This is a genomic window from Sinorhizobium fredii USDA 257, assembly GCF_000265205.3.
GTDB classification, from domain to species: domain Bacteria; phylum Pseudomonadota; class Alphaproteobacteria; order Rhizobiales; family Rhizobiaceae; genus Sinorhizobium; species Sinorhizobium fredii_B.
The window spans coordinates 1,344,512-1,363,941 of sequence record NC_018000.1 but is presented as its reverse complement, the minus strand read 5'-3'; the positions used below and the strand labels follow the sequence as shown (position 1 = coordinate 1,363,941).

Here is a 19,430-nt window from a genome sequence, read left to right as displayed (position 1 = left end):
CGGCCATGGCCTTCACGCTGTCGCTCAACACCAATCCCCTCGTCAACCGCTTCGCCGAGCCGGACGACCTGATCGACACCATCGCCGAGAAGATCCGAATCGGCTATGTGCAACTCACTCACGAATTCGTCAATCCGGGCTGGCCGGCGGCGACGGTCAGCAAGGTGACCCGGCAATTCCGAGCCGCACTCGCCCGCACCGGCGTTAAGATCACCTCCGGGATGACGGGCCCCTATGGCCGGCTCAACCATTTTGGCCATCCCGACCCGGATGTGCGACGCTACTATGTCGACTGGTTCAAGACCTTCGCCGACATCTCGGCCGAGCTCGGCGCTTCCGGCATCGGTACGCAGTTCGCGATCTTCACCCTGAGGGACTACGACGATCCGGTGCGGCGCGAGGACCTGATGGCGATCGCCATCGACTGCTGGCGCGAGGTGGCAGAGCACGCCAAGGCGGCTGGCCTCTCCTATGTCTTCTGGGAACCGATGTCGGTCGGCCGCGAATTCGGCCATACGATCGAGGCCTGCCGTGAGCTCGACCGCCGTCTCGCGCGGGCCGAGCTGCCGATCCCGATGAAGATGATGGTCGATATCGACCATGGCGACGTGACGTCGAACAACCCGGCCGACATCGATCCCTATGCCTGGGCGGAAGCCTTTCCGCGGCAATCGCCGATCATCCACATCAAGCAGTCGTCGATGAACAAGGGCGGCCATTGGCCCTTTACAGCCGCCTACAACAAGGATGGCCGCATCACGCCCGAGCGGCTGCTTGATGCCGTCAGAAGGGGGGGCGGGACGGACAACGAGATCTGCCTCGAACTTTCGTTTCGCGAACGCGAACCGACGGATCACCGGGTGGTCGAGATGATCCGCGAGTCGGTGGAATTCTGGGAACCTTACATCGATACGGGGGTAACCCGGCGATAAAAATCACATTGAAATGTAACAAAATATCAAATCGTGAGTTGAAAAATCACATCGGTATGTTATTTCCTGCTTAGGTTACGGAGGCAGGTCCGTACCGAAGAGGACGATGGCAGTGAAACTGGAAGCCAGGCGACAGGCGATCATGGACGTTTTGATGGAGGCGGGAACGGCCTCCGTCGAAGACCTCGCCATTCGTTTTGGCGTCAGCAAGATGACGGTGCATCGCGATCTCGACGATCTCGAGCAGGGCGGCTTGTTGCGCAAGGTCCATGGCGGTGCGTCGATCCAGTCGAGCTCGCAGTTCGAAAGCGATTTCCGCTATCGCGAGAAGATCGCCACGGCCGAGAAGCGGCGTATTGCCGAGCATGCGGCGACGCTGATCGAACCCGGCCAGAGCGTCATCATCGACGATAGTTCCACCGCCGGTGCGATTGCCGCTTGTCTCAAGGACATCCGCCCGCTCACCGTCATCACCAACAATCTCGGCGTCATTGCCGAACTATCGGGCGCCCCGGGCATCAGCCTGATCGCGCTCGGTGGCCAGTACAGCAAGAAATTCAACGGCTTCTTTGGAATCGTCACCGAGGAGGCGCTGCGCTCGCTGCGCGCCGACGTCGCCTTCCTGTCGAGCTCCGCAATCGAAGGCGCGACCGCCTTCCACCAGGACCAGGAGGTCGTGCAGACCAAGCGGCAGATGGTGAAATCGGCGACGCGCAAATACCTGCTCGTCGATCACGGCAAGTTCGGGCGCTCGGCCCGGCATTTCCTGACCGGGCTCGACGTCTTCGATGTGGTGCTGACCGGCAGCGAGGTCTCGGAAGGCGACGCTGCAGCGCTCGGCGATGCCGGTGTCAAGCTCATCACAGTCAGCAATCGGAAAATGGTGGAAGAGGCATGAGCAAATCGCGGCTCTGGGTCGGCACCAGTTGGAAGATGAACAAGACGCTTGCGGAGGCGCTGACCTTCGCCGATGGCCTGGCGGCGGCCGACGCGGAGCGCGACCTGCGCATCCAGCGTTTCGTTATTCCGCCCTTTACCACGGTCCGCGAGGTCAAGCAGCGACTGAAGGCGACGAGCGTCAAGGTCGGCGCGCAGAACATGCATTGGGAGGATGCCGGCGCCTGGACCGGCGAGATTTCTCCTTTAATGCTGAAGGATTGCGGCCTCGATCTCGTCGAACTCGGTCACAGCGAGCGCCGCGAACACTTCGGCGAGACCGATCGCACCGTCGGTCTCAAGACGGCGGCGGCCGTCAGGCACGGTCTCGTTCCGCTGATCTGCATCGGCGAGACGCTCACTGAGCGGGAGGCGGGCGAGGCGGATGCGGTCTTGAAGCGTCAGGTGGAAGGAGCGTTCGCCTTCCTTGATGGTGACGCGAAGCGGGCGTCGATCCTGCTGGCCTACGAGCCCGTCTGGGCGATCGGCGTCAACGGCATCCCGGCGACCGCCGATTATGCCGACGCCCGCCACAGGCGGATTGCCGAGGTGGCCGAGGCCGCGCTCGGCGTCGCTGTGCCGGTGCTCTACGGCGGCAGCGTCAATCCCGGCAACTGCGAGGAACTGATGGCCCAGCCCTATATCGACGGCCTCTTCATCGGCCGCTCCGCCTGGGAGGTCGGTGGCTATCTCGACATTCTGAAGCGTGTCGCCGGCGCGATCTGACCAGCTGAGGGATTAAAACAAGTGCGGAAAGGAAACCCCATGAAAATCGTGATCGGAGCCGATAGTGCAGGCAAGCCGTTGCTCGACGTCATCGCCGCGCATCTCGCCGCGCGGAGTGACGTCGAGATCAAGGATCTGAGCCAGGCGGGTTACTACGCGGACCTGTCGGAGCAAGTCGCAAAGACGATCACGGCCGGCGAGAACGACCGCGGCATCCTGATCTGCGGCACCGGCATCGGCGTCTGCATCTCCGCCAACAAGGTGCCCGGCATTCGAGCGGCACTTACCCACGACACCTATTCGGCCGAGCGCGCGGCGAAGTCCAACAACGCGCAGATCATCACCATGGGGGCGCGGGTGATCGGCCCGGAGCTGGCGAAATCGATCGTCGATACCTGGCTCGCCTCCGAATTCGATCCGCACGGCCCTTCGGCCGGCAATGTCCAGGCAATCGATCGCCTCGACGCCGGTAAATAGAGCTCCGTTTCCGCATCGCTCGTGATCCTCCCTCGTGCGGTGCGGCGTTGACGCCCGGCAGCAATGCCGGGTGTTTGCGTTTACGGATTTACCGGTCGCTTCCGATACCGATCTTGGGCTCCTCGGCGCCGCGATAGTGGCTGGGCGGAACGCCGATGACGCGCTTGAAAGCGCGGCTGAAAGCCGCCTCCGAGTCATAGCCCAAGCGCCGCGCCGCCACCGAGATCCGCATCCGATCGCGGCTGAGCCACTGCCGCGCCTGATGCATGCGCACCTGCGTCAGGTAGCGCGCCGGCGTTTCGCCGACCACGGAATGGAACTGCTGGGCAAAGCCGGATCGCGAGGCGCCCATCACCTTGGCGAGCAAATCCACCGTCCAATTCTTTTCGGGATCGAGATGAATGGCGGCGATGACGCGGCCGATGGCCGGATGGCGGACCGCGGCCATCCAGCCGCTCGTGTCGCCGCATCCGTGCTCCACCCAGGAGCGGATGATCAGGGCGGCGAGCACATCGGCGAGGCGCGCCAGCACGCCGCCCGAGCCGACGCGGCTTGCACCCACTTCACGCGCCATCGCGTCGAGCAGGTGCGGGATCGCCGGCTCGCTGGCGGTCAGCGCATCGATGCGCATCACGTCGGGCATCATGCGCAAGAGGGGGTGCATGGCATCGACGTTGAATGTCAGGCTGCCGCAGAACAGGATCGTCGTCTCGCCCCGCCCGCCTCCGCAGACGTCGTAAACGCAGTGGCAGACCTCGCGGACGGAATAGGCTTCGAGCGGCGATAGAGGCTCACCCGGCGCGCTCGCCAGCGCATGTTCGATCCCGCGCGGCAGCAGCACCGCGTCGCCGCGTTTCAATTCGATCCACTCACCACCCGGAACACGCAGCCAGCAGGCGCCGCAGATGAAGTGGAACCGCGCCGCCTCCTGTGGCGGGAAACGGATTCCCCAGGGCGCCGCCAATTCGCAGCGGCCGTAATCGACGCCGTCGAGGCGCAGGCCTCGTAGCATCTCCGTGAGGGAATCGTCCGCGGTTGCGGCCGGAAATTTGGACGAATGATCAAGCATTCCGGAATTTCTAACATGGAATGTCCATGACGTCACGGCTTATCTAACGAAGGACCCGGATTGTTGGAGATTCCCCATGACAGACATAGCGACAAGCATCGATGCGTCCCTTGTGGCGGATGCGACCGACGAACGCAGCGAGCCGGCCTGGGCCGGCGTCATTTCACTGGCGCTCGGCGTGTTCGGACTCGTGACCGCAGAGTTCCTGCCTGCGAGCATCCTGACCCCGATGGCGGCCGATCTCGGCATCAGCGACGGCACGGCGGGACAGACGGTCACGGCGACCGCCGTTGTCGGCGCCATCGCAGCACCAACCATCGCGATCGTCACCCGCGGCTTCGATCGCCGGCTTGTTCTGTGGGGCTTCACCCTTGCCCTGATCCTCTCCAGCCTGCTGGCGGCATTCGCCACCAATCTCACCATGCTGCTTGCCGCTCGGGTCATCCTCGGGATCGGGCTTGGCGGCTTCTGGTCGATGATGGCGGCGATTGCGCTGCGCCTCGTACCGATGCGTCTCGTGCCGCGCGCCATGTCGATCATCTTCACCGGCGTCTCGCTCGCGACGGTCTGCGCCGCGCCCCTCGGCGCCTATATCGGCGACCTCTGGGGCTGGCGCGTCACCTTCCTGGTAGCGGCAGCACTTGGCGCCGTCACCCTGCTCGTGCAGATGGCAAGCGTGCCGCGGCTGCCGCCGCAATCGGCGCCGAGCCTCAAGCTCCTGTTCGACCTCTTGCGCCGGCCGAGCATCAGCATCGGTATCGTGACCGTCCTGCTCTTCGTCTCCGGTCACTTCGCCGGCTTCACCTATGTGCGCCCTTTCCTGGAAAGAGTGCCTGCCCTTGGCATCGAGGCGATCTCGCTGATCCTGCTCGCCTACGGCGTTGGCGGCTTCTTCGGCAATCTTGCAGGCGGCCTGATCATCGAGCGCAGCATCACGGCCGCCGTCAGCCTCGGCACCCTTCTCATCGCGGCCATGGCGCTGGCATTAGTGGTCTTCGGTTCGAATGACCTCGTTTCGGCCGGCGCGGTGACCCTCTGGGGTTTCGCCTTCGGGGCCTTGCCGGTGGCCGTCCAGACCTGGATGGTGCGTGCCGCGCCGGACCATGCGGAGAGCACTGGCGGTCTGATCGTCGCGACCTTTCAGGTGGCGATTGCCGGCGGAGCCGTTCTGGGTGGTCTCTTCGTCGACGGCCTCGGACCGCTTGGCGCCATCAGCTATTGTGCCGCCGCAACGCTTGCCAGCGCGCTCTTTGTTCTGGCCACGAGGCGCAGCATAGGGGTCTGAGCGTTGATTCTGCCCGAACAGCCCCTAGATGCCTGCTGGTTTAAATGGTCACTGGGAGAATTCCGTTGGCAGGCAAGTCCCTTCGTGTCGCGATGGCGCAGGTGACGAATGATGTGGATGTCGACGCACTCTTCGCGTCGGCAGCCGCAAGAGGCGCCGACATCGTCGTCTTTCCGGAAATGTTTTCCAACGGGTACAGCCGCTTCGATCCGGAAGACGAGGCCGCCCGGCGGGCTTGGATCGAAGCGGCGGTGCCGATCGACGGCTCCTATGTGGAGCGTTTCCGGCAGGCGGCGCGCAGCAACGGCCTGGCGGTCGTGGCGACCTTTCTCGAGTGCGGCGACCCTAAGCCTTTCAACTCGGCCGTCCTGATCGACAGCAATGGCGACGTGCTCCTCCACCAGAGGAAGCGGCACATCTGCTTTTTCGACATTCCGGAAGAGGCCTGCGCCGCCGGCGAGAGCTCGAGGGTAGCCCGGCTTAGTACGGCTGCCGGAGAGGTCGCTATCGGCATCACGATCTGCATGGATCGGGAGTTTCCGGACGTCGCTTCGGACCTCGTGCGAGACGGCGCCGAGCTCATTCTCGTTCCGAACAGCTGTCCGCTGGTCGACGATCCGGCGATCGGGGACGTGCGCGTCGCAGGGGTGCGGGCGTTAGCTTTCCAGTCCGTCCTTGGCGTGGCCGTAGCGAACTATCCGGCGCCCAAGGATGACGGGCGGTCATTTGCCGTCGATCCGTTGGGCAAGGTCCTCGCCACGAGCGGACCGCAGCCGGAGCTCGTACTCGCCGACTTCGATCTGGACCGGATCAAGGCCCTGCAGAAGCAGGACTGGTTCCGCCGGGTTCGCTGAGAGTCCGGCCAGGATCATTCCGGAAAGAGGAACGCGACGGGGAAGCTGCCGAGAAGTTCCCTCATTGGGATGCTGTGCCGAGGCTCGACGGTTTCACCGGTTGCGAGGTTCCGCAATCGTGTGGGCGCACGGTCTTCGGGCCAGAGGAGATGGGTGTCTTGCCAAAGGCCGGCGGGCAGGAACAGGCTGTCCCCATCAAGGTGGCGGAAGACAAGCCGCGGGACCACGGTGACGGAAAGACCATCCTGCGCGCAGCGCATGAAGGCAGCCGCGTGTCGGCCGGCGGGGCCTTGGACGTCCAGGGGGAGATATCCGCCCTTCGCCAGGAGCTCCGCACCCCTGCCGCGGCGATAGTTCAGGCAAAGCCCGATCAGGGCCTGCTTGCAGTCTTCGAAGTCGCGGATCGTCGGCCGTTGCGGCAGTTCGGACAGCGAGGGCCGCGGTGAGAAAGCGCGGCGGTTGTCGGGATCGACCAGCGAGAGATCGAGGCGCTCGCTGTCTTGATAAATGTCCGGAATGCCCGGCGCAGTCAGTTTCACCAGCGTTTGCGAAAGGCTGTTGATCAGCCCGGCATGGACAAACGGTTTGGCCGTTTTCTCGAAGTCGTCGAGAAACTCTCGGTGCCGCCAATCGAGCATGTCGCGCAGAAATGCGGTGACCGCCGCTTCATATTGCTCGTCGGGCGAGTCCCAGCTCGTCCTCAGTTTGGCCTCGCGGAGCGCCTTTACGGCAAAGTTCGACATGCGCTCTTGCAAGAAGGCGAGATCCTTAGGGTCACTCAGCGGCTCGAGGGGCCAGGTGCCGAGCAGGCTCTGGTACAGGAACTGCTCGACCGATGCTTCCGGCGCGTCGGCTCCCTGCTGATGGCGAGCGCGGTTCATGTCGCGCCAGCGGGCAACTGCGGCGGCCCAGAGCTCTGGCGCCTCGCTGATCACATGGAGCCGGGCACGTGCGTCCTCGCCACGCTTCGTATCATGGGTCGATGTCGCCGACAAGCCGCTGGGGCTTTTGCTGGCGCGCTCCCGCATCCTCTCATGAAAGCGGTCGACGCCACGCGGTGTCCAGTCGGCCGCAGCCCCCACCTCGTTCGCGGCGAGATAGTCGCCTCGGCGATAGAAGAACGTATCCTCGACCGCCTTGGCCATGACGGCGCCGCTCAACTGTTGAAAGCGCGTCCGGAACTGGGCCGCCAGTTGTCGATCCGCGCAGCCGTCAATCGACTTCAGGCGAGCCACGATCGTAGCGATCTCAGCGCCGACCTCCGGTGCGGCAGCGCGCGCCTGGGACGCGATCTCGCCGAGTATCTGCCGGTCGCGCTCGCTTGCGCCGCGACCGCTGAGATAGGTCCTGTAGACAGGCATCGCCGCGATCAACAAACGGATGGCCTCGGCCATCCGTTTGTCGTCGGTCGATGGAGCATCATCGTCCGGCAGGCAAGCCGCAAGTCCGGCGAGCCTTTTGACTTCAGTGTTGAAATTGTGGCGCAGCACCTGGAGCTTGCATGCGGTGACGGCCATCTTCGTCGCGGATCGGTGGCCGTCGTTCCAAAGCTTGGAAGGCTCGTCGGTGAGGAGCTCGGCGAGAGTCGAAATGAACTCGTAGCCGGTGGTACCATCGACCGGCCAGTTCTCCGGCAGTAGCTCGCTGGCTTCCAATATCTTCTCAACGATGAGATATGTGTGCTCGCCGGCGCGCTCACGCAGCCGATGAAGATAATCCTCGGGATCGGCAAGCCCGTCGATGTGATCCACCCGGAGCCCATCGACCATACCGGCCTCGACGAGACCAAGGGCGCATCGATGGGTGGCCTCGAAGACGGCCGGATCTTCGACGCGCAGCCCGACTAGGCCGGCTATCTCGAAGAACCTCCGGTAGCTGAGATTGTCCCGTGCGGTTATCCAGCTTGTGAGCCGCCAGGATTGCATCTGGTGCAGCCGCTCTAAGAACGGCCTGTCGGCGGTGACGCGTTGGAGATGCTCGTCCAGGGCGGCTGCGACCGAGGGCATCTCCACGGCCGAGGCTATCCCGGCGCGAAAGGCTGCCGCATCGCTCGGTTCCGCTCTGTTGGCGACGGCGATAAGCCTGTCGAGAGCGGGACTGCAATTTTCAAGAACGACCGGATAGGAGCCCGGATTGAGAGGATAGAGCGCGTCATGATAGGAGAAGGCCAGGCAGTTCCGGTCGCGGTCGAATGCCGGCCGTATCTTTCCAGCCGCGAGCTCCTCCTCGAAGCTCCCGCCCAGGAATGGCAGGGTGAGCGGCTGCCGCCAGTCGATGTCGAAATGACCGGCGAAGCCGCTCGACCGGCCCCATTCGACGACGCTGTGCCACCAGCGGTTCTCGAAATGCGCGGCCATGTGGTTCGGCACGATGTCCAGGATGACCCCAAGCCCATGGGCTTTCAGCTCGCTGGCGAGCCGGCGAAATCCGTCGAGGCCGCCCAAAACGGGATCGATCTCGTCGAAGTCAACGATGTCGTAGCCGTGCGTCGAGCCGCGAACCGCGGAAAATATCGGCGAGGCATAAAGATGAGAGATGCCGAGCCCGGCGAGATGCGGGATCAACGCAACGGCCTTCTCGAAGTCCATCCCGTTTCGAAATTGCAGCCGGTATGTCGCGTTGGGCAGAGGCATGGCGGGTCGGTTTGACATCTCTTGCGGCACAACACCATTCGCGCGAGCTTTGTTCCGCGAAGGTGCAACGGGAACAATCTCGGTTGAAATGGATTCTTTTTGCAGTCGCCACCGATGGGAAAAAAAGCTTGGCCTGGAAGACCGCTTTCACCGGAAGCCCGCCCAACCGATGGCGCCGGGCACGCCGACCGATCATCAGAGAAGCGAAGAATATCTGGCGCAGCGCGCCCGCCGAGCGGGTGTCCTTCCTCATCGACGGGGCCGCCTATTATGCCTGTCTCGATCGAGTGCTCGAACAGGCGGAAGAGCAGGTCTGGATCACCGGATGGGATTTCGATCCACGCATCAAGCTGCGTCCGGACGATCCGGACGCCGAGGCGCTCGGCACGAAGCTGGAGCGGTTGGTGGCGCAAAAGCCGAAGCTTAGAATTCAAATCCTGATTTGGGCGATGGGGCCGATCTATTCGGGAAAGTCGCTGCGGTTGTTTCGCAGGCAGGAATGGGCTTCGCATTCCCAGATCGAGCTTCGGTTCGCCAGCCACCGTGCACTGCGCGGCTCCCATCACCAGAAGCTCGTGTCGATCGACGACCGCATCGCTTTCGCCGGCGGCATGGATCTGACCGCGCGGCGCTGGGATACGCCGGATCATCTGGCCGAGAATGACCTGCGCCGCGATCCGGACGGAAATGCCTACGATCCGGTGCATGACATCCAGGTGCTGCTGGAAGGGGAGGCGAGCCGAGCGATCGGAGATCTCTGCCGCTCCCGCTGGAAGTCCTCGGTCGGCGAAGCCATAAGCGCTCCAAGTTCAACGGCGGTCGCATGGCCGCGCGGCATTGAGCCGGTTCTGACGGATTGCCGGATTGCCATCGCCCGCACCGAGCCGGGATTCGGCAAAAGACGGGGCCGACAGGAGGCGCTGCGGCTCAGTCTCGATGCTTTGCGCAGCGCCCGGCGCCACATCTACATCGAGAACCAGTATTTTGCCTCGCATCGGATCGGTAAGCTGCTGGGCCAGCGACTGCAGGAGCCCGACGGTCCGGAGATCATCGTCGTTACCACCCGCAGCTCGCATGGCTTTCTCGAAAGGGTGGTGATGGGCGGCAATCGCGACCGCCTCATCCGGCGGCTGAAGCAGACTGATCGCCATGGCAGGCTGCGGGTCGTCTACCCTGTCGTCCCGGCAGCGGACGGCTCGGAACAGGAGGTCATTATTCATTCCAAAGTGGTCGTTATCGACCAGCGGTTCCTCCGTGTCGGCTCATCGAACTTCAACCATCGCTCGGAAGGGTTCGACACGGAGTGCGACGTCGCCGTGGAGGCGGCGAACGAGGAGCAAAGTGCCGCGATCGCAGGCATGCGCAACGCGCTCCTGGCGGAGCATCTCGACGTCGAGCCGAGCAAGGTCGAACGGATGTTGCAGGAAACCGGTTCTCTCGTCGCCGTCGTCGACGGGCTGAGCACGGGTCAGCGCGGTCTGCGGGCTTTCGACGGGATCGAAAACCAGGGTGCGACGGCTCTTGTCTGGGCCACCGACATCGTCGATCCGCACAGTCCGGTCAGGCCCTTCCATCGTACCCGCGCCCTGCTCAGGCGCTGGGTCGCTCAGCTTTTCGCCTTGCTTTCCAGGCTCCTTGCATTGTCCCAGCGACGCAACTCCGCGATCGACAGCGAAATTAAGCCGAGCGGCAGCGGCAGGAAAAAATAGATCGCCCTGAAAGCGATCAGTGCGCCGATGCTCGCAGACTGCCCGAGCAAAAAGGCAATCGTTGCCTCTAGCACACCGATGCCGCCCGGGACGTGGCTGACGAGCGCCGTCAGATTGGCGCCGACATAGGCCGTCGCGGTTTCGAAGAAGCCGGCGTTTCCGAACGCGAGCACCAGTTGGTGCAGGCAGGCGCTGACGCAAAGGAAGTTGGCGGTGCCGACGATGACCTGGCCGGCGGCAATCGTGAGCGGCGGCATTTCGAACGACCAGCGGAACAGGCGAAGCGAACCGCGCAAGAAACCGGAGAGCGTCACATAGCCGATCGCGCCGGCGAGGCAGGTGATGCCGAGAAATAGAGCGCCGCTTTCCGATAAGCCGATGATTTGCGCGACGCTCCCCGGCATGATCAGGCAACAAAGACCGGCAAGGGTCATGAGCCCGAGGCCGACGGTGACGCCGCAGAAGAGAATGATTTTCGCGACCTGCTCGACGCTCAATCCCCAGCGTGAATAGAATCGGTATCGCACCGCCCCGCTGCTCAGGGCTGCGACGCCGACATTGTGGCCGATCGACAGGCTGGTGAAGGAGGCGAGCGCCACGTGACGATAGGGGAGCTTCTGACGGACATAGCGCACCGCGAGCGTGTCGAACAGCGTCAGGCAGAAATAGGAGAGGAACACGAAGGCGATCCCCGCCAACAGATGCGCAAGGGGGATCTGCAGGACGGAGCGGACGATTTCGTCGAACGTATATTGGCGGAGTGTCCGGTAGATCAGCCAGGCAGCGACGCCAATGGCAGCGACTATAAATAGTCTGGCAATGATTTTCTTCGGCATCGGCCTCGTTCCTGTGCCCGTCCATCGGAACGAAAAGCAGGTCTCGCGTGTTCCCGAACGGCAAGACAGGGCCGAAACTGGATCATGCCTCGACCGCTACGTTTCCTGACTTACAACGTCCACAGCTGCTTCGGGACCGACCGAAAGCTCGACCCGGCGCGCATCGCCGCGGTCATCAGCGAATGCCGGCCCGACATCATCGCCCTGCAGGAGGTGGACGTCGGCCGTGCTCGCAGCGGCGGCGTGGACCAGGCGCATATGATCGCCACGCACCTCAACATGGAGGCGCATTTTCATCCCGCCCTTCACCTGAAAGACGAGCGGTACGGCGATGCGGTACTGACGGCCTTGCCGATGCGCCTGGTCAAGGCGGGCGTGCTGCCGTCGTCCGGAGAGCCGCGCGGTGCGCTCTGGGTGGAGATCGAGCTCGCTGACGTCACGCTTCAGGTCATCGTCACGCATCTCGGGCTGCGCGGTTCGGAACGGGTCCGTCAGGCAACGACCTTGCTCGGCCCCGGCTGGCTCGGCGGAATTGCGCAGGCGGACTCGCGGGTGATCCTGGCGGGCGACCTCAACGCCATTGCACGCTCGGCCGCCTACAAGCTGTTGGCCGCGCATATGAAGGACGTGCAACTCCAGTCGAATGCCAAGCCGCGCCCAACCTTCCCCTCCCGACTGCCGCTCCTGCGGCTCGATCACGTCTTCGTCGGCAAAGGGATAGGCGTGGGCGGGTGCAAGGTGCACAGCAGTGCGCTGGCGCGGGTCGCATCCGATCATCTCCCGATCCTGGTGGAGCTGGAAATCGAGCCGCCTGCCAAAGGAGGCGCGCGGAGGGCGGAGCAACTCCATGGCAACGACGCAACCGCAGTTCTGCGGTAGCGAAGCTGACATGGACGATGCGGCGATTGACTATATGTCGGTTTCTTTGTTGTGCGCGCGCCAGATGTCGAGCAACAGCAGTGTCATCGTGAAGATCACCGGCCCGATCACCAATCCCGCCGGCCCGAAAACGATGATACCGCCGATCATGCTCATGAATGCCAACACCGTGTGCAGCTTCAGCCGATCTCCGACGAACATCGGATAGAGCAGATTGTCCACCGTCGCGACCACGCCGGCTCCCCAGACTGTCAGGATCAACGCCTTGCCCCATTCACCGGTCAAGGCGAGCGACAGCGCGGCCGGAACCCAGACGATGAAGGCGCCGAGAACCGGCACCATCGCCAGCAGGCCCATGGCCAGACCCCAGAGCAGCGGCGACGGCAGGCCAAGCAGCCAGAACATCAGACCGCCCAACATCCCCTGCACGACCGCCACGGCGAAGGTTCCGAAAACGATCGCATGGACCGTTTCGCTGACGCGAAGGAACAGCTTGTTCATCTCTGCGGAGGCCAGAGGAGAGTAGTTCTTGAGCATGTTCAAGGCTTCGCGCCCGTCGCGCAGGAAATAGAACAGGAAGTAGAACGTCAGGACGACATCGACGATCTGCGCCACCGAGCGGCGGACGAGGGACGCACTGAAATTGGTAAGCAGTGTTGCGGCATTGCCTGCGAGGCCGGCAAGGTCAAGCTGGGTTTCGATCCAGAGCAGGACCAGCCCGAGGCGCGGATAGCTCGCGATGGTATCGCGCCAACTCCCGGTCCTCAGCGCTTCCGCGACGATCTGCGCGCCTCTGGCAGCCTCATTGACCAGCCGCTCGGCAATCAAGGTGAGTGGCACGGCGACAATGAAAGCGGCGATTGCCACGGTCGCGGCGGCGGCGATTTCCGGATAGCGCAGGTCCTTCGAGATCCGCCGGTGAAGCGGGTGGAACATGATCGCAAGGACCAAGGCCCAGGTCAGGGCAGGCAGGAAGGGCAGGGCCAACAGGTAGCAGACGACGATTCCGGCCGCGATCGCGACAAGGATGACGAATGCCCGCGAGCGTCGCGCCGTCAGCAATTGATCTGGAGCTTCTCTTACCTCGGCCGAAACGTCCTTCGCCACGTGAAATCGCTCCTTTGTGAGCAGTTTGGCGCCACCCGAACGGACTTGTCAAAAGATAGGTTCCATCTGCGAGACGCCCGACGGCGCCAAGGAACCTTCGGGCGGGCCGGGGGTTCAATCTCTGAGCAGGAGGATCACGACGATGAGCAATCCCAAGCGCGACGAGCTCACAAATCAACCGATGCCGTCTCCGACGTGGAAGCCGGATTTGAAGGAGATGCCCGTGGAGCCGAAACCCTTGTCAGATCAGGCTCAGGAGTCCGGCACCAAGCAGGCTGACGAGCCGCCGGCCAGAAGCGGAACTGCGGAGCGGCGCGAGAAGCCGACTGAAGCAGGCGGAAAGGACAATCCTGTCCACCATACCGGCCGCGTTCCCCCGAAGGTGACGGACGACGAGCGTTGATGGTTCTGGCGCGGGCGGCGGCCCGCGCGTGGTGGGCTCACCGCATCATCCTGATTTTCGCCTCCTCGACCGCGGCGATAAAGGTCCGCCGCGCCTGATCGTCTGAGGCCGTTCCCAGCATGGCATCGGTACAGGCGTTAAGGGCAGTGTTGTAGGCGCGCCCGTGGGTAACCGGCCAATGCTCGCTGAGCAATCTTGCCGCTTCAGCCGGTGTCCAGACGATCTGGACACCGTCGAGAGCGGGTAAATCCACGATGACGCATTCGTTCCATGCCTTGAACATGTCGGCGTCCCTTGGCTTTTGGCGCACCTAACTGCCGCCGATGCTCTTCGTTCCCAAGCGTCTATCGCCGCTTGTATTGATGCGACCCCGGAACGGGCTGGTGTCTTGTCAGCGCGCACGCTTGCAACAGCGGATGACTTACAGGAAACCGCCGGTTTTTTCGGTCGCGTTTGGAGGTTCTTCCGTTTCCCGTGGAGGCTTACCGGGCTCTTCGTCGGGAAGCTTGTCCGGTTGCGGCTCTTTTGTCGGCGGATCGGGAATGCCGAGCGGCGGGACCGGATTGGGCGGGATTATTCCCGGTCCGGGGCCGGGGCCGGGGCCGGGGCCAAGAGGGTCGGGTGTCATCGTCTGGAACTCCTGATATGACGGCACAACCCACTGTTCTTGCGATTGTTCCTACAGAAATGATTTGCCTGATGGTGACGCGCGACCGTTTGTCGGACCTTCGCACCCAGGCTATTCACCTACCGGTCGTGTCTGCGACCTGCGGCGTGTAGACAACCGCGTCGGTTCCGTCCTCCAAGAGGCCGCCGCCGATCGTCAGGTAGACGAAGATGGCGCAAATGGCGAGCAGCAGGACCCCGATGGGGAAGCTGACTGAGGCCCGCTTTTCAGGCGTTTGGCGATCATTTCGGGTGAACATCGTACAACACTCCGTTTGTCACAAGGGAGAACGAAATCGCGCGCGAGCGGTTCCCGACCGGGCCAGCTGAGTGTTCGATGCCTGGTCCTCCCCTCCACGCGAGGTCGGGTGCGACCGTCATCACCTCCGCTCGGAAAGCCACTTACCGCGAGTGCCGGGCACCATACGATCAAAGGTCTCTTCGTCGGCGCTCTCGGACCGGAGGCGCTCGCAGGCGTCAGCCTCGTCATGCCGCTTTTCCTCACGGTCTCGGCCGTGGGGCAGGGGCTGGGTTTCGGTCTCGCCACCTTGCTGGCCCGTCACCTTGGCGCTGGCCGCCACTCTGCCGCCTCGGCGGCTGCGAGCACGGTATTCGCGGCGGCGGTTCCGCTCGGCCTCGCCTTCGCCTTAGCGGTCCATCTGGTAATTCCATTTTATCTAGAAGGCGTTTTTATCTAGAAGCGTTGGCGCGAGCGCCGATACCCTCGCGGCGAGTCTTTCCTACGCAGACTTCTCGCCTTCGGCATCGTTTTCGGCCTGCTGCAGGCGCTTGGCGGTTTCGTTGCGATTCCCGAGGGCAACAGCCGGTTCTCGGCGAAGGGGCAACGGCGTTGCCGCTGCCCCTTCGTGGACCCGTGGATCGACTATCGTGCAGAATTGCTGGTTGCCCTGCCTTCCGGAAAGAGACGGCCCCCCGGTCAGAACTCCTCCCAATCCGCGGCGGCGGCTGTTGCCGCACGGCCGCCGAAGGCGCCGGCGAGCTTACGGGTGAGGGCCCGAGCGGGTGAGGCGACTGGCCGCGTGCCGGCGCCGGCAGCGCGCGGTGCTGCGCCGATTTCGAGCTGGAAGCGGGCGATCAGTCGGGCGAGGTTCGCCGCCTCGTCGGCCAGTCGGTTAGTCGCCGCCGTCGATTCCTCCACCATCGCCGCATTCTGCTGCGTCACCTGGTCCATCTGGTTGACCGCCGTGCTGACCTCCGACAGTCCAGTCGACTGCTCGCGCGCGGCAGTCGCGATCGAATGCACGTGCTCGTTGACCTTAATCACATGGCTCTCGATGAGGGTCAGCGCCGCGCCGGTCGCCGTCACCAGCTTCACCCCAGCGCCGACTTGCTCGCCCGAACGCGAGATTAGCGCCTTGATGTCCTTCGCGGCATTGGCCGAGCGCTGTGCCAGCTCGCGCACCTCCTGGGCAACGACGGCGAAGCCCTTGCCGGCCTCGCCGGCGCGCGCCGCCTCGACGCCGGCATTGAGCGCCAGGAGATTGGTCTGGAAGGCGATCTCGTCGATGACGTTGATGATCTGGCCGATTTCGCCGGAAGCCTGCTCGATCTTGCCCATCGCCGAGACCGCATCCTTGACGACGGCGCTCGACTGCTCGGTGCTTTTCCGCGCCTCGTCGACCATGTGGCTTGCCTCGAGCGCCCGCTCGGTCGAGCTCTTCACCGCGGCGGTGATCTCCTCCAGCGCCGAGGAGGTTTCTTCCAGGGAGGCGGCCTGCTGCTCGGTGCGCTTCGAGAGGTCGCCCGAGGCAATGCGCATCTCGCCGGCGCCGCCATTGATCGTGTCGATCGCGGTGCGTACCTCACCGAGCACCGAGCGCAGATTCGTCATCGTCTGATTGACGTTGTCCTTGAGCTCGCCGAAGGCGCCTTGGAACTCGCCGCGCATCGTTTCGGTCAGATCACCCTTGGCCAGCGCCGCGATGACGCGGCGGGTCTCCGCAACGCCGCGGTCGACGGAGGTGATGAGCTCGTTGACCTGGGCAGCGAAGCGGTCGAGATCGGCGTTTTCATAGGCCTTGCTGATGCGCTTGGTGAAGTCGCCGGCAACCGCCGCCGAGACGACCTGACCGATGCTCGACTGCAGGTCGGCGCTTTTCGCCTGCAGCGCCGCTTCCTGGGCGTTCAGCTCGCGAACCTTGATGCCGTTCTGCTTGAACACCTCGACGGCCCGCGCCATCTCGCCGATTTCGTTGGTCCGGTCGGTGAAGGGGATCTCGACCGAGAGATCGCCGTCAGAAAGCGTGCGCATCACCTCGGTCGTGCGATTGATCGGCCGCGAGATGCCAACGATTGCAAAGGCCATGGCGCCGAGTCCGGAAAGGCAGGCGATGCCGAGCAGCACGAATGTCGTGAGGCGGGCGCTGGCGAAATCGGCCGTACTATCTAAGTAGCTCTGTTTCGCGCCGGCAAGATTGATATCGCGGAAGCCGTCGGCGAGCTTATCCAGTTCATTATAGCTCTGACGCATGGCGCTTGTCAGGAACTCCCCGGCCTCGTCTTTCTTGCCGGCGCGGGACATCGCGATCAGCTCGTCATGCTGCTTCAGATAGGTGGCGAGCACGTCCTTGAACTTGCCGTAGAGCGCGCGCTCTTCCGATCCGGAAACCAGCCCGTCATAGATCTTCATTCTCTCGACGAGCTTCTTGAGGTCGGCGGCGATTGCCTCGTCGGCGCGCTTCATGCCGGCGTCGGTGCGGTTCACAATATGGCGGTTTTGCGAGCCGCGAAGGTCAGAAATGGCCGTGTTGATCTTGTTGGTGATGTCGACGCTGGGCACCCAGCGGGTCGCCAGAGTCCCGACGTCCTGATAGACCCCGCCGACGAGTGACAGAGCAAAGAGGCCCTGCCCGACAAGCAGCAGCAGCAGCAAGGCGAAGGCGCCGACGAGCGACGCTTTGAGAGAAATTGAAATTCGGTTCATCCGATCCTCCTGTCAAACGAAATCCAGGAAGTCGTCATGTCCCCTGTCCGGTAAAGCTGTGAGAAGTACCGATCGAGTCATTCGCGCGGCAGTGGTCGCGTTCGTTCGCCATCGATGCCTGCAAGGTCTTGCAACCAAAGCATGCACATGACTTAAATGCACGTAATCCATTATAAAGGTTACTAAATTACTTTCCCGCGCTCGAACGGTGAGTGTTGCAGCGCAGCCTGGATATTCGTCGCGTATTTTGTACCGATTTTGCCGGGCAGACCGCCATAAGCGCCTGCCCGTCCGGCAGACCGAACAAGGTCTGCACTTCGGTCCGGCCTCTCATTGCAAGGCGCAAACTGGCTGCGCCGAACCTAAATGCAGATGGGCTCCTAGTTCATGCCCATTAATTCATCACGGCTGGTGTGGCGGACTAATATTTGAGCACATCAACCGCGGGCCTTGGCTGCCTCGCAGTGCAATTATTTGAATTCGTTTATTTTCCGGGAAGTCTTCAGTTGGCACGTCACTTGCGTTCGTAAAACCAAGCCCGAGCAGGTCGCCGGCGGTGCCCAATGTCGCGCACCAGAAGCAAAGTTGCTTAAGCACGGTGGAAGCGCCAATCGCTGATCAAGCGAGGCGCTTTGTTCGGGGCATTTCCAGGATCAACGATCGAATGGCGCTGTTGCGCCGGGAGAAGCTATGTCCGCTGTTCACGAGACACAGAAGATTACAGCAAAGCAACAGGCGCGCGCCCTGTGGGTCTCGACGACCGCCTTCACCATCTGTTTTGCCGTGTGGACGATTTTTTCGATCATCGGCGTGCGCATCAAGCAGGAGCTTGGCCTCAGCGAAGCGCAGTTCGGTCTTCTGATCGGCATGCCAATCCTCACCGGCTCGCTGATCCGCATCGTGCTAGGTATCTGGACCAACCGCTATGGCGGTCGGCTAGTCTATACGGTCACCATGGTGGCGGCCGCACTCTCGACCTTCCTCCTTGCCCATGCAACGACCTTTCCCGAGATGCTGCTCGCCGGCCTCGGCGTCGGCCTTGCGGGCGGCTCCTTCGCCGTCGGCGTCGCCTATGTCTCGCCGTTCTTCCCGCCGGAAAAGCAGGGTACGGCACTCGGCATCTTCGGTGCCGGCAATGTCGGTGCGGCGGTGACCAAGTTCCTGGCGCCGTTCGTTCTCGTTGCATTCGGCTGGCAAATGGTTGCAGAGGTTTGGGCGGCCGTGCTCTTGCTCACCGCAATCGTCTTCTGGTTCACGACCGAGGACGACCCGAAGTTCCGCGCCCGCCGCGAGGTGAACCAGCCGCGCAGGAGCTTCCTCAGCGAATTCGCCCCGCTCAGGAATGTCCAGGTCTGGCGCTTCTCGCTTTACTACTTCTTCGCTTTCGGCGGCTTCGTTGCCCTGGCGCTCTGGCTGCCGCGTTACCTGGTTGGCGTTTACGGTTTCAACATCGAGACGGCGGGCATGATCGCCGCGGCCTACTCCATTCCCGGCAGCATTTTCCGCGCTTATGGCGGCGCGCTTTCCGACAGGATCGGCGCGCGCAAGATCATGTATGCGATGTTCGCCGTGTCCGCCGTGGCAACGCTCATTCTCTCCGTGCCTGAGGGCGGCACCTTGCTCCAGATCACTCCGGTCGTCTTCGTCGGCGTCACCTTCGTGCTCGGCTTCGTCATGAGTCTCGGCAAGGCGGCCGTCTACAAGCACATTCCCGCCTATTATCCGGAGCATGTCGGCGCGGTCGGCGGCGTCGTCGGCATGATGGGCGGCCTCGGCGGCTTCATCCTGCCGGTCGCCTTCGGCTTCCTCAAGGACTGGACCGGCCTCTGGTCGAGCTGTTTCATGCTGCTCTTCGCGATCGTCGCGATCTCGATGATTTGGATGAACGCGTCGATCCGCCAGTTCAAGCGGCGCGCCGTCGAGGGTGCGCCGGCCGGTGCCTATGGGCGATAGGCTCCGAAGGGTGGGGCGGCT

General features: G+C 63.2%; 19 protein-coding genes. 11 read left to right on the top strand and 8 right to left on the bottom strand.

The features are described 5' to 3' along the window. Positions 1–5: 5 nt before the first annotated feature. The 4 genes from USDA257_RS06275 (at position 6) to derI (ending at position 3,071) form a co-directional block, all read left to right on the top strand. Complete coding sequence (locus USDA257_RS06275) at positions 6–932, top strand: sugar phosphate isomerase/epimerase family protein (RefSeq protein WP_014762066.1); 927 nt, start codon at positions 6–8, stop codon at positions 930–932. A 112-nt stretch (positions 933–1,044) separates the two neighbouring features. After that, entirely contained in the window at positions 1,045–1,830 is a 786-nt protein-coding gene (locus USDA257_RS06270) for a DeoR/GlpR family DNA-binding transcription regulator (protein WP_014762065.1), read from the top strand. Beyond that, positions 1,827–2,594 (top strand): triose-phosphate isomerase, encoded by a 768-nt coding sequence (locus USDA257_RS06265; protein ID WP_014762064.1) that lies wholly within the window; start codon positions 1,827–1,829, stop codon positions 2,592–2,594. The genes USDA257_RS06270 and USDA257_RS06265 overlap by 4 nt, the downstream gene beginning before the upstream one ends. Positions 2,595–2,633: 39 nt before the next feature. Next, a complete protein-coding gene (gene derI, locus USDA257_RS06260; protein WP_014762063.1) occupies positions 2,634–3,071 on the top strand; it encodes a D-erythrulose-4-phosphate isomerase in 438 nt (145 codons plus the stop codon). 88 nt (positions 3,072–3,159) lie between these two features. On the opposite strand, the gene USDA257_RS06255 is transcribed toward derI, so the two are convergent. Next, positions 3,160–4,140, bottom strand: a complete 981-nt coding sequence (locus tag USDA257_RS06255; protein WP_014762062.1) for an AraC family transcriptional regulator — start codon at positions 4,138–4,140, stop codon at positions 3,160–3,162. Between the two features lie 76 nt (positions 4,141–4,216). Here USDA257_RS06255 and USDA257_RS06250 point away from each other — a divergent pair, with 76 nt between their 5' ends. Together USDA257_RS06250 and USDA257_RS06245 are read left to right on the top strand one after the other, a co-directional pair. After that, positions 4,217–5,425, top strand: coding sequence for an MFS transporter (locus tag USDA257_RS06250; protein WP_014762061.1), 1,209 nt, complete (start codon positions 4,217–4,219; stop codon positions 5,423–5,425). 65 nt (positions 5,426–5,490) lie between these two features. Further along, positions 5,491–6,279 carry a carbon-nitrogen hydrolase family protein gene (locus USDA257_RS06245; protein WP_014762060.1) on the top strand — a complete coding sequence of 263 codons (789 nt, stop codon included), beginning with the start codon at positions 5,491–5,493 and terminating at the stop codon, positions 6,277–6,279. 14 nt (positions 6,280–6,293) lie between these two features. On the opposite strand, the gene USDA257_RS06240 is transcribed toward USDA257_RS06245, so the two are convergent. Next, positions 6,294–8,912, bottom strand: coding sequence for a malto-oligosyltrehalose synthase (locus tag USDA257_RS06240; RefSeq protein ID WP_041413951.1), 2,619 nt, complete (start codon positions 8,910–8,912; stop codon positions 6,294–6,296). Between the two features lie 83 nt (positions 8,913–8,995). Between USDA257_RS06240 and USDA257_RS06235 the strand changes: the two genes are divergently transcribed. Then, positions 8,996–10,621, top strand: coding sequence for a phospholipase D-like domain-containing protein (locus tag USDA257_RS06235; RefSeq protein ID WP_014762058.1), 1,626 nt, complete (start codon positions 8,996–8,998; stop codon positions 10,619–10,621). On the opposite strand, the gene USDA257_RS06230 is transcribed toward USDA257_RS06235, so the two are convergent. Continuing rightward, positions 10,519–11,457 (bottom strand): lysylphosphatidylglycerol synthase domain-containing protein, encoded by a 939-nt coding sequence (locus tag USDA257_RS06230; protein ID WP_014762057.1) that lies wholly within the window; start codon positions 11,455–11,457, stop codon positions 10,519–10,521. The genes USDA257_RS06235 and USDA257_RS06230 overlap by 103 nt on opposite strands. Positions 11,458–11,541: 84 nt before the next feature. Between USDA257_RS06230 and USDA257_RS06225 the strand changes: the two genes are divergently transcribed. Then, a complete protein-coding gene (locus USDA257_RS06225) occupies positions 11,542–12,336 on the top strand; it encodes an endonuclease/exonuclease/phosphatase family protein (protein WP_014762056.1) in 795 nt (264 codons plus the stop codon). Positions 12,337–12,366: 30 nt separating this feature from the next. Here USDA257_RS06225 and USDA257_RS06220 read toward each other — a convergent pair whose 3' ends face one another. After that, positions 12,367–13,443, bottom strand: coding sequence for an AI-2E family transporter (locus USDA257_RS06220; protein WP_014762055.1), 1,077 nt, complete (start codon positions 13,441–13,443; stop codon positions 12,367–12,369). A 142-nt stretch (positions 13,444–13,585) separates the two neighbouring features. On the opposite strand from USDA257_RS06220, the gene USDA257_RS06215 reads away from it, so the two are divergent. Beyond that, positions 13,586–13,846: a hypothetical protein gene (locus USDA257_RS06215; protein ID WP_041413950.1), complete on the top strand. Its 261-nt coding sequence runs from the start codon at positions 13,586–13,588 to the stop codon at positions 13,844–13,846. A 37-nt stretch (positions 13,847–13,883) separates the two neighbouring features. Here the strand turns inward: USDA257_RS06215 and USDA257_RS06210 are convergent, their stop codons facing one another. From USDA257_RS06210 to USDA257_RS06200, 3 genes are all read right to left on the bottom strand, one after another. After that, a complete protein-coding gene (locus USDA257_RS06210; protein ID WP_014762053.1) occupies positions 13,884–14,129 on the bottom strand; it encodes a DUF982 domain-containing protein in 246 nt (81 codons plus the stop codon). A 138-nt stretch (positions 14,130–14,267) separates the two neighbouring features. Then, positions 14,268–14,474 carry a hypothetical protein gene (locus tag USDA257_RS33585; RefSeq protein ID WP_080605757.1) on the bottom strand — a complete coding sequence of 69 codons (207 nt, stop codon included), beginning with the start codon at positions 14,472–14,474 and terminating at the stop codon, positions 14,268–14,270. Between the two features lie 115 nt (positions 14,475–14,589). Further along, the gene (locus USDA257_RS06200) at positions 14,590–14,772 is read right to left on the bottom strand and encodes a hypothetical protein (protein ID WP_014762051.1); all 183 of its coding nucleotides are present in this window, start codon (positions 14,770–14,772) and stop codon (positions 14,590–14,592) included. A gap of 108 nt (positions 14,773–14,880) precedes the next feature. Between USDA257_RS06200 and USDA257_RS06195 the strand changes: the two genes are divergently transcribed. Beyond that, the gene (locus USDA257_RS06195; protein WP_014762050.1) at positions 14,881–15,210 is read left to right on the top strand and encodes an MATE family efflux transporter; all 330 of its coding nucleotides are present in this window, start codon (positions 14,881–14,883) and stop codon (positions 15,208–15,210) included. Positions 15,211–15,449: 239 nt separating this feature from the next. Here USDA257_RS06195 and USDA257_RS06190 read toward each other — a convergent pair whose 3' ends face one another. Continuing rightward, positions 15,450–17,456 carry a HAMP domain-containing methyl-accepting chemotaxis protein gene (locus USDA257_RS06190; protein WP_014762049.1) on the bottom strand — a complete coding sequence of 669 codons (2,007 nt, stop codon included), beginning with the start codon at positions 17,454–17,456 and terminating at the stop codon, positions 15,450–15,452. 690 nt (positions 17,457–18,146) lie between these two features. On the opposite strand from USDA257_RS06190, the gene USDA257_RS06185 reads away from it, so the two are divergent. Next, positions 18,147–19,409: an MFS transporter gene (locus USDA257_RS06185; RefSeq protein WP_014762048.1), complete on the top strand. Its 1,263-nt coding sequence runs from the start codon at positions 18,147–18,149 to the stop codon at positions 19,407–19,409. Positions 19,410–19,430: the final 21 nt, after the last annotated feature.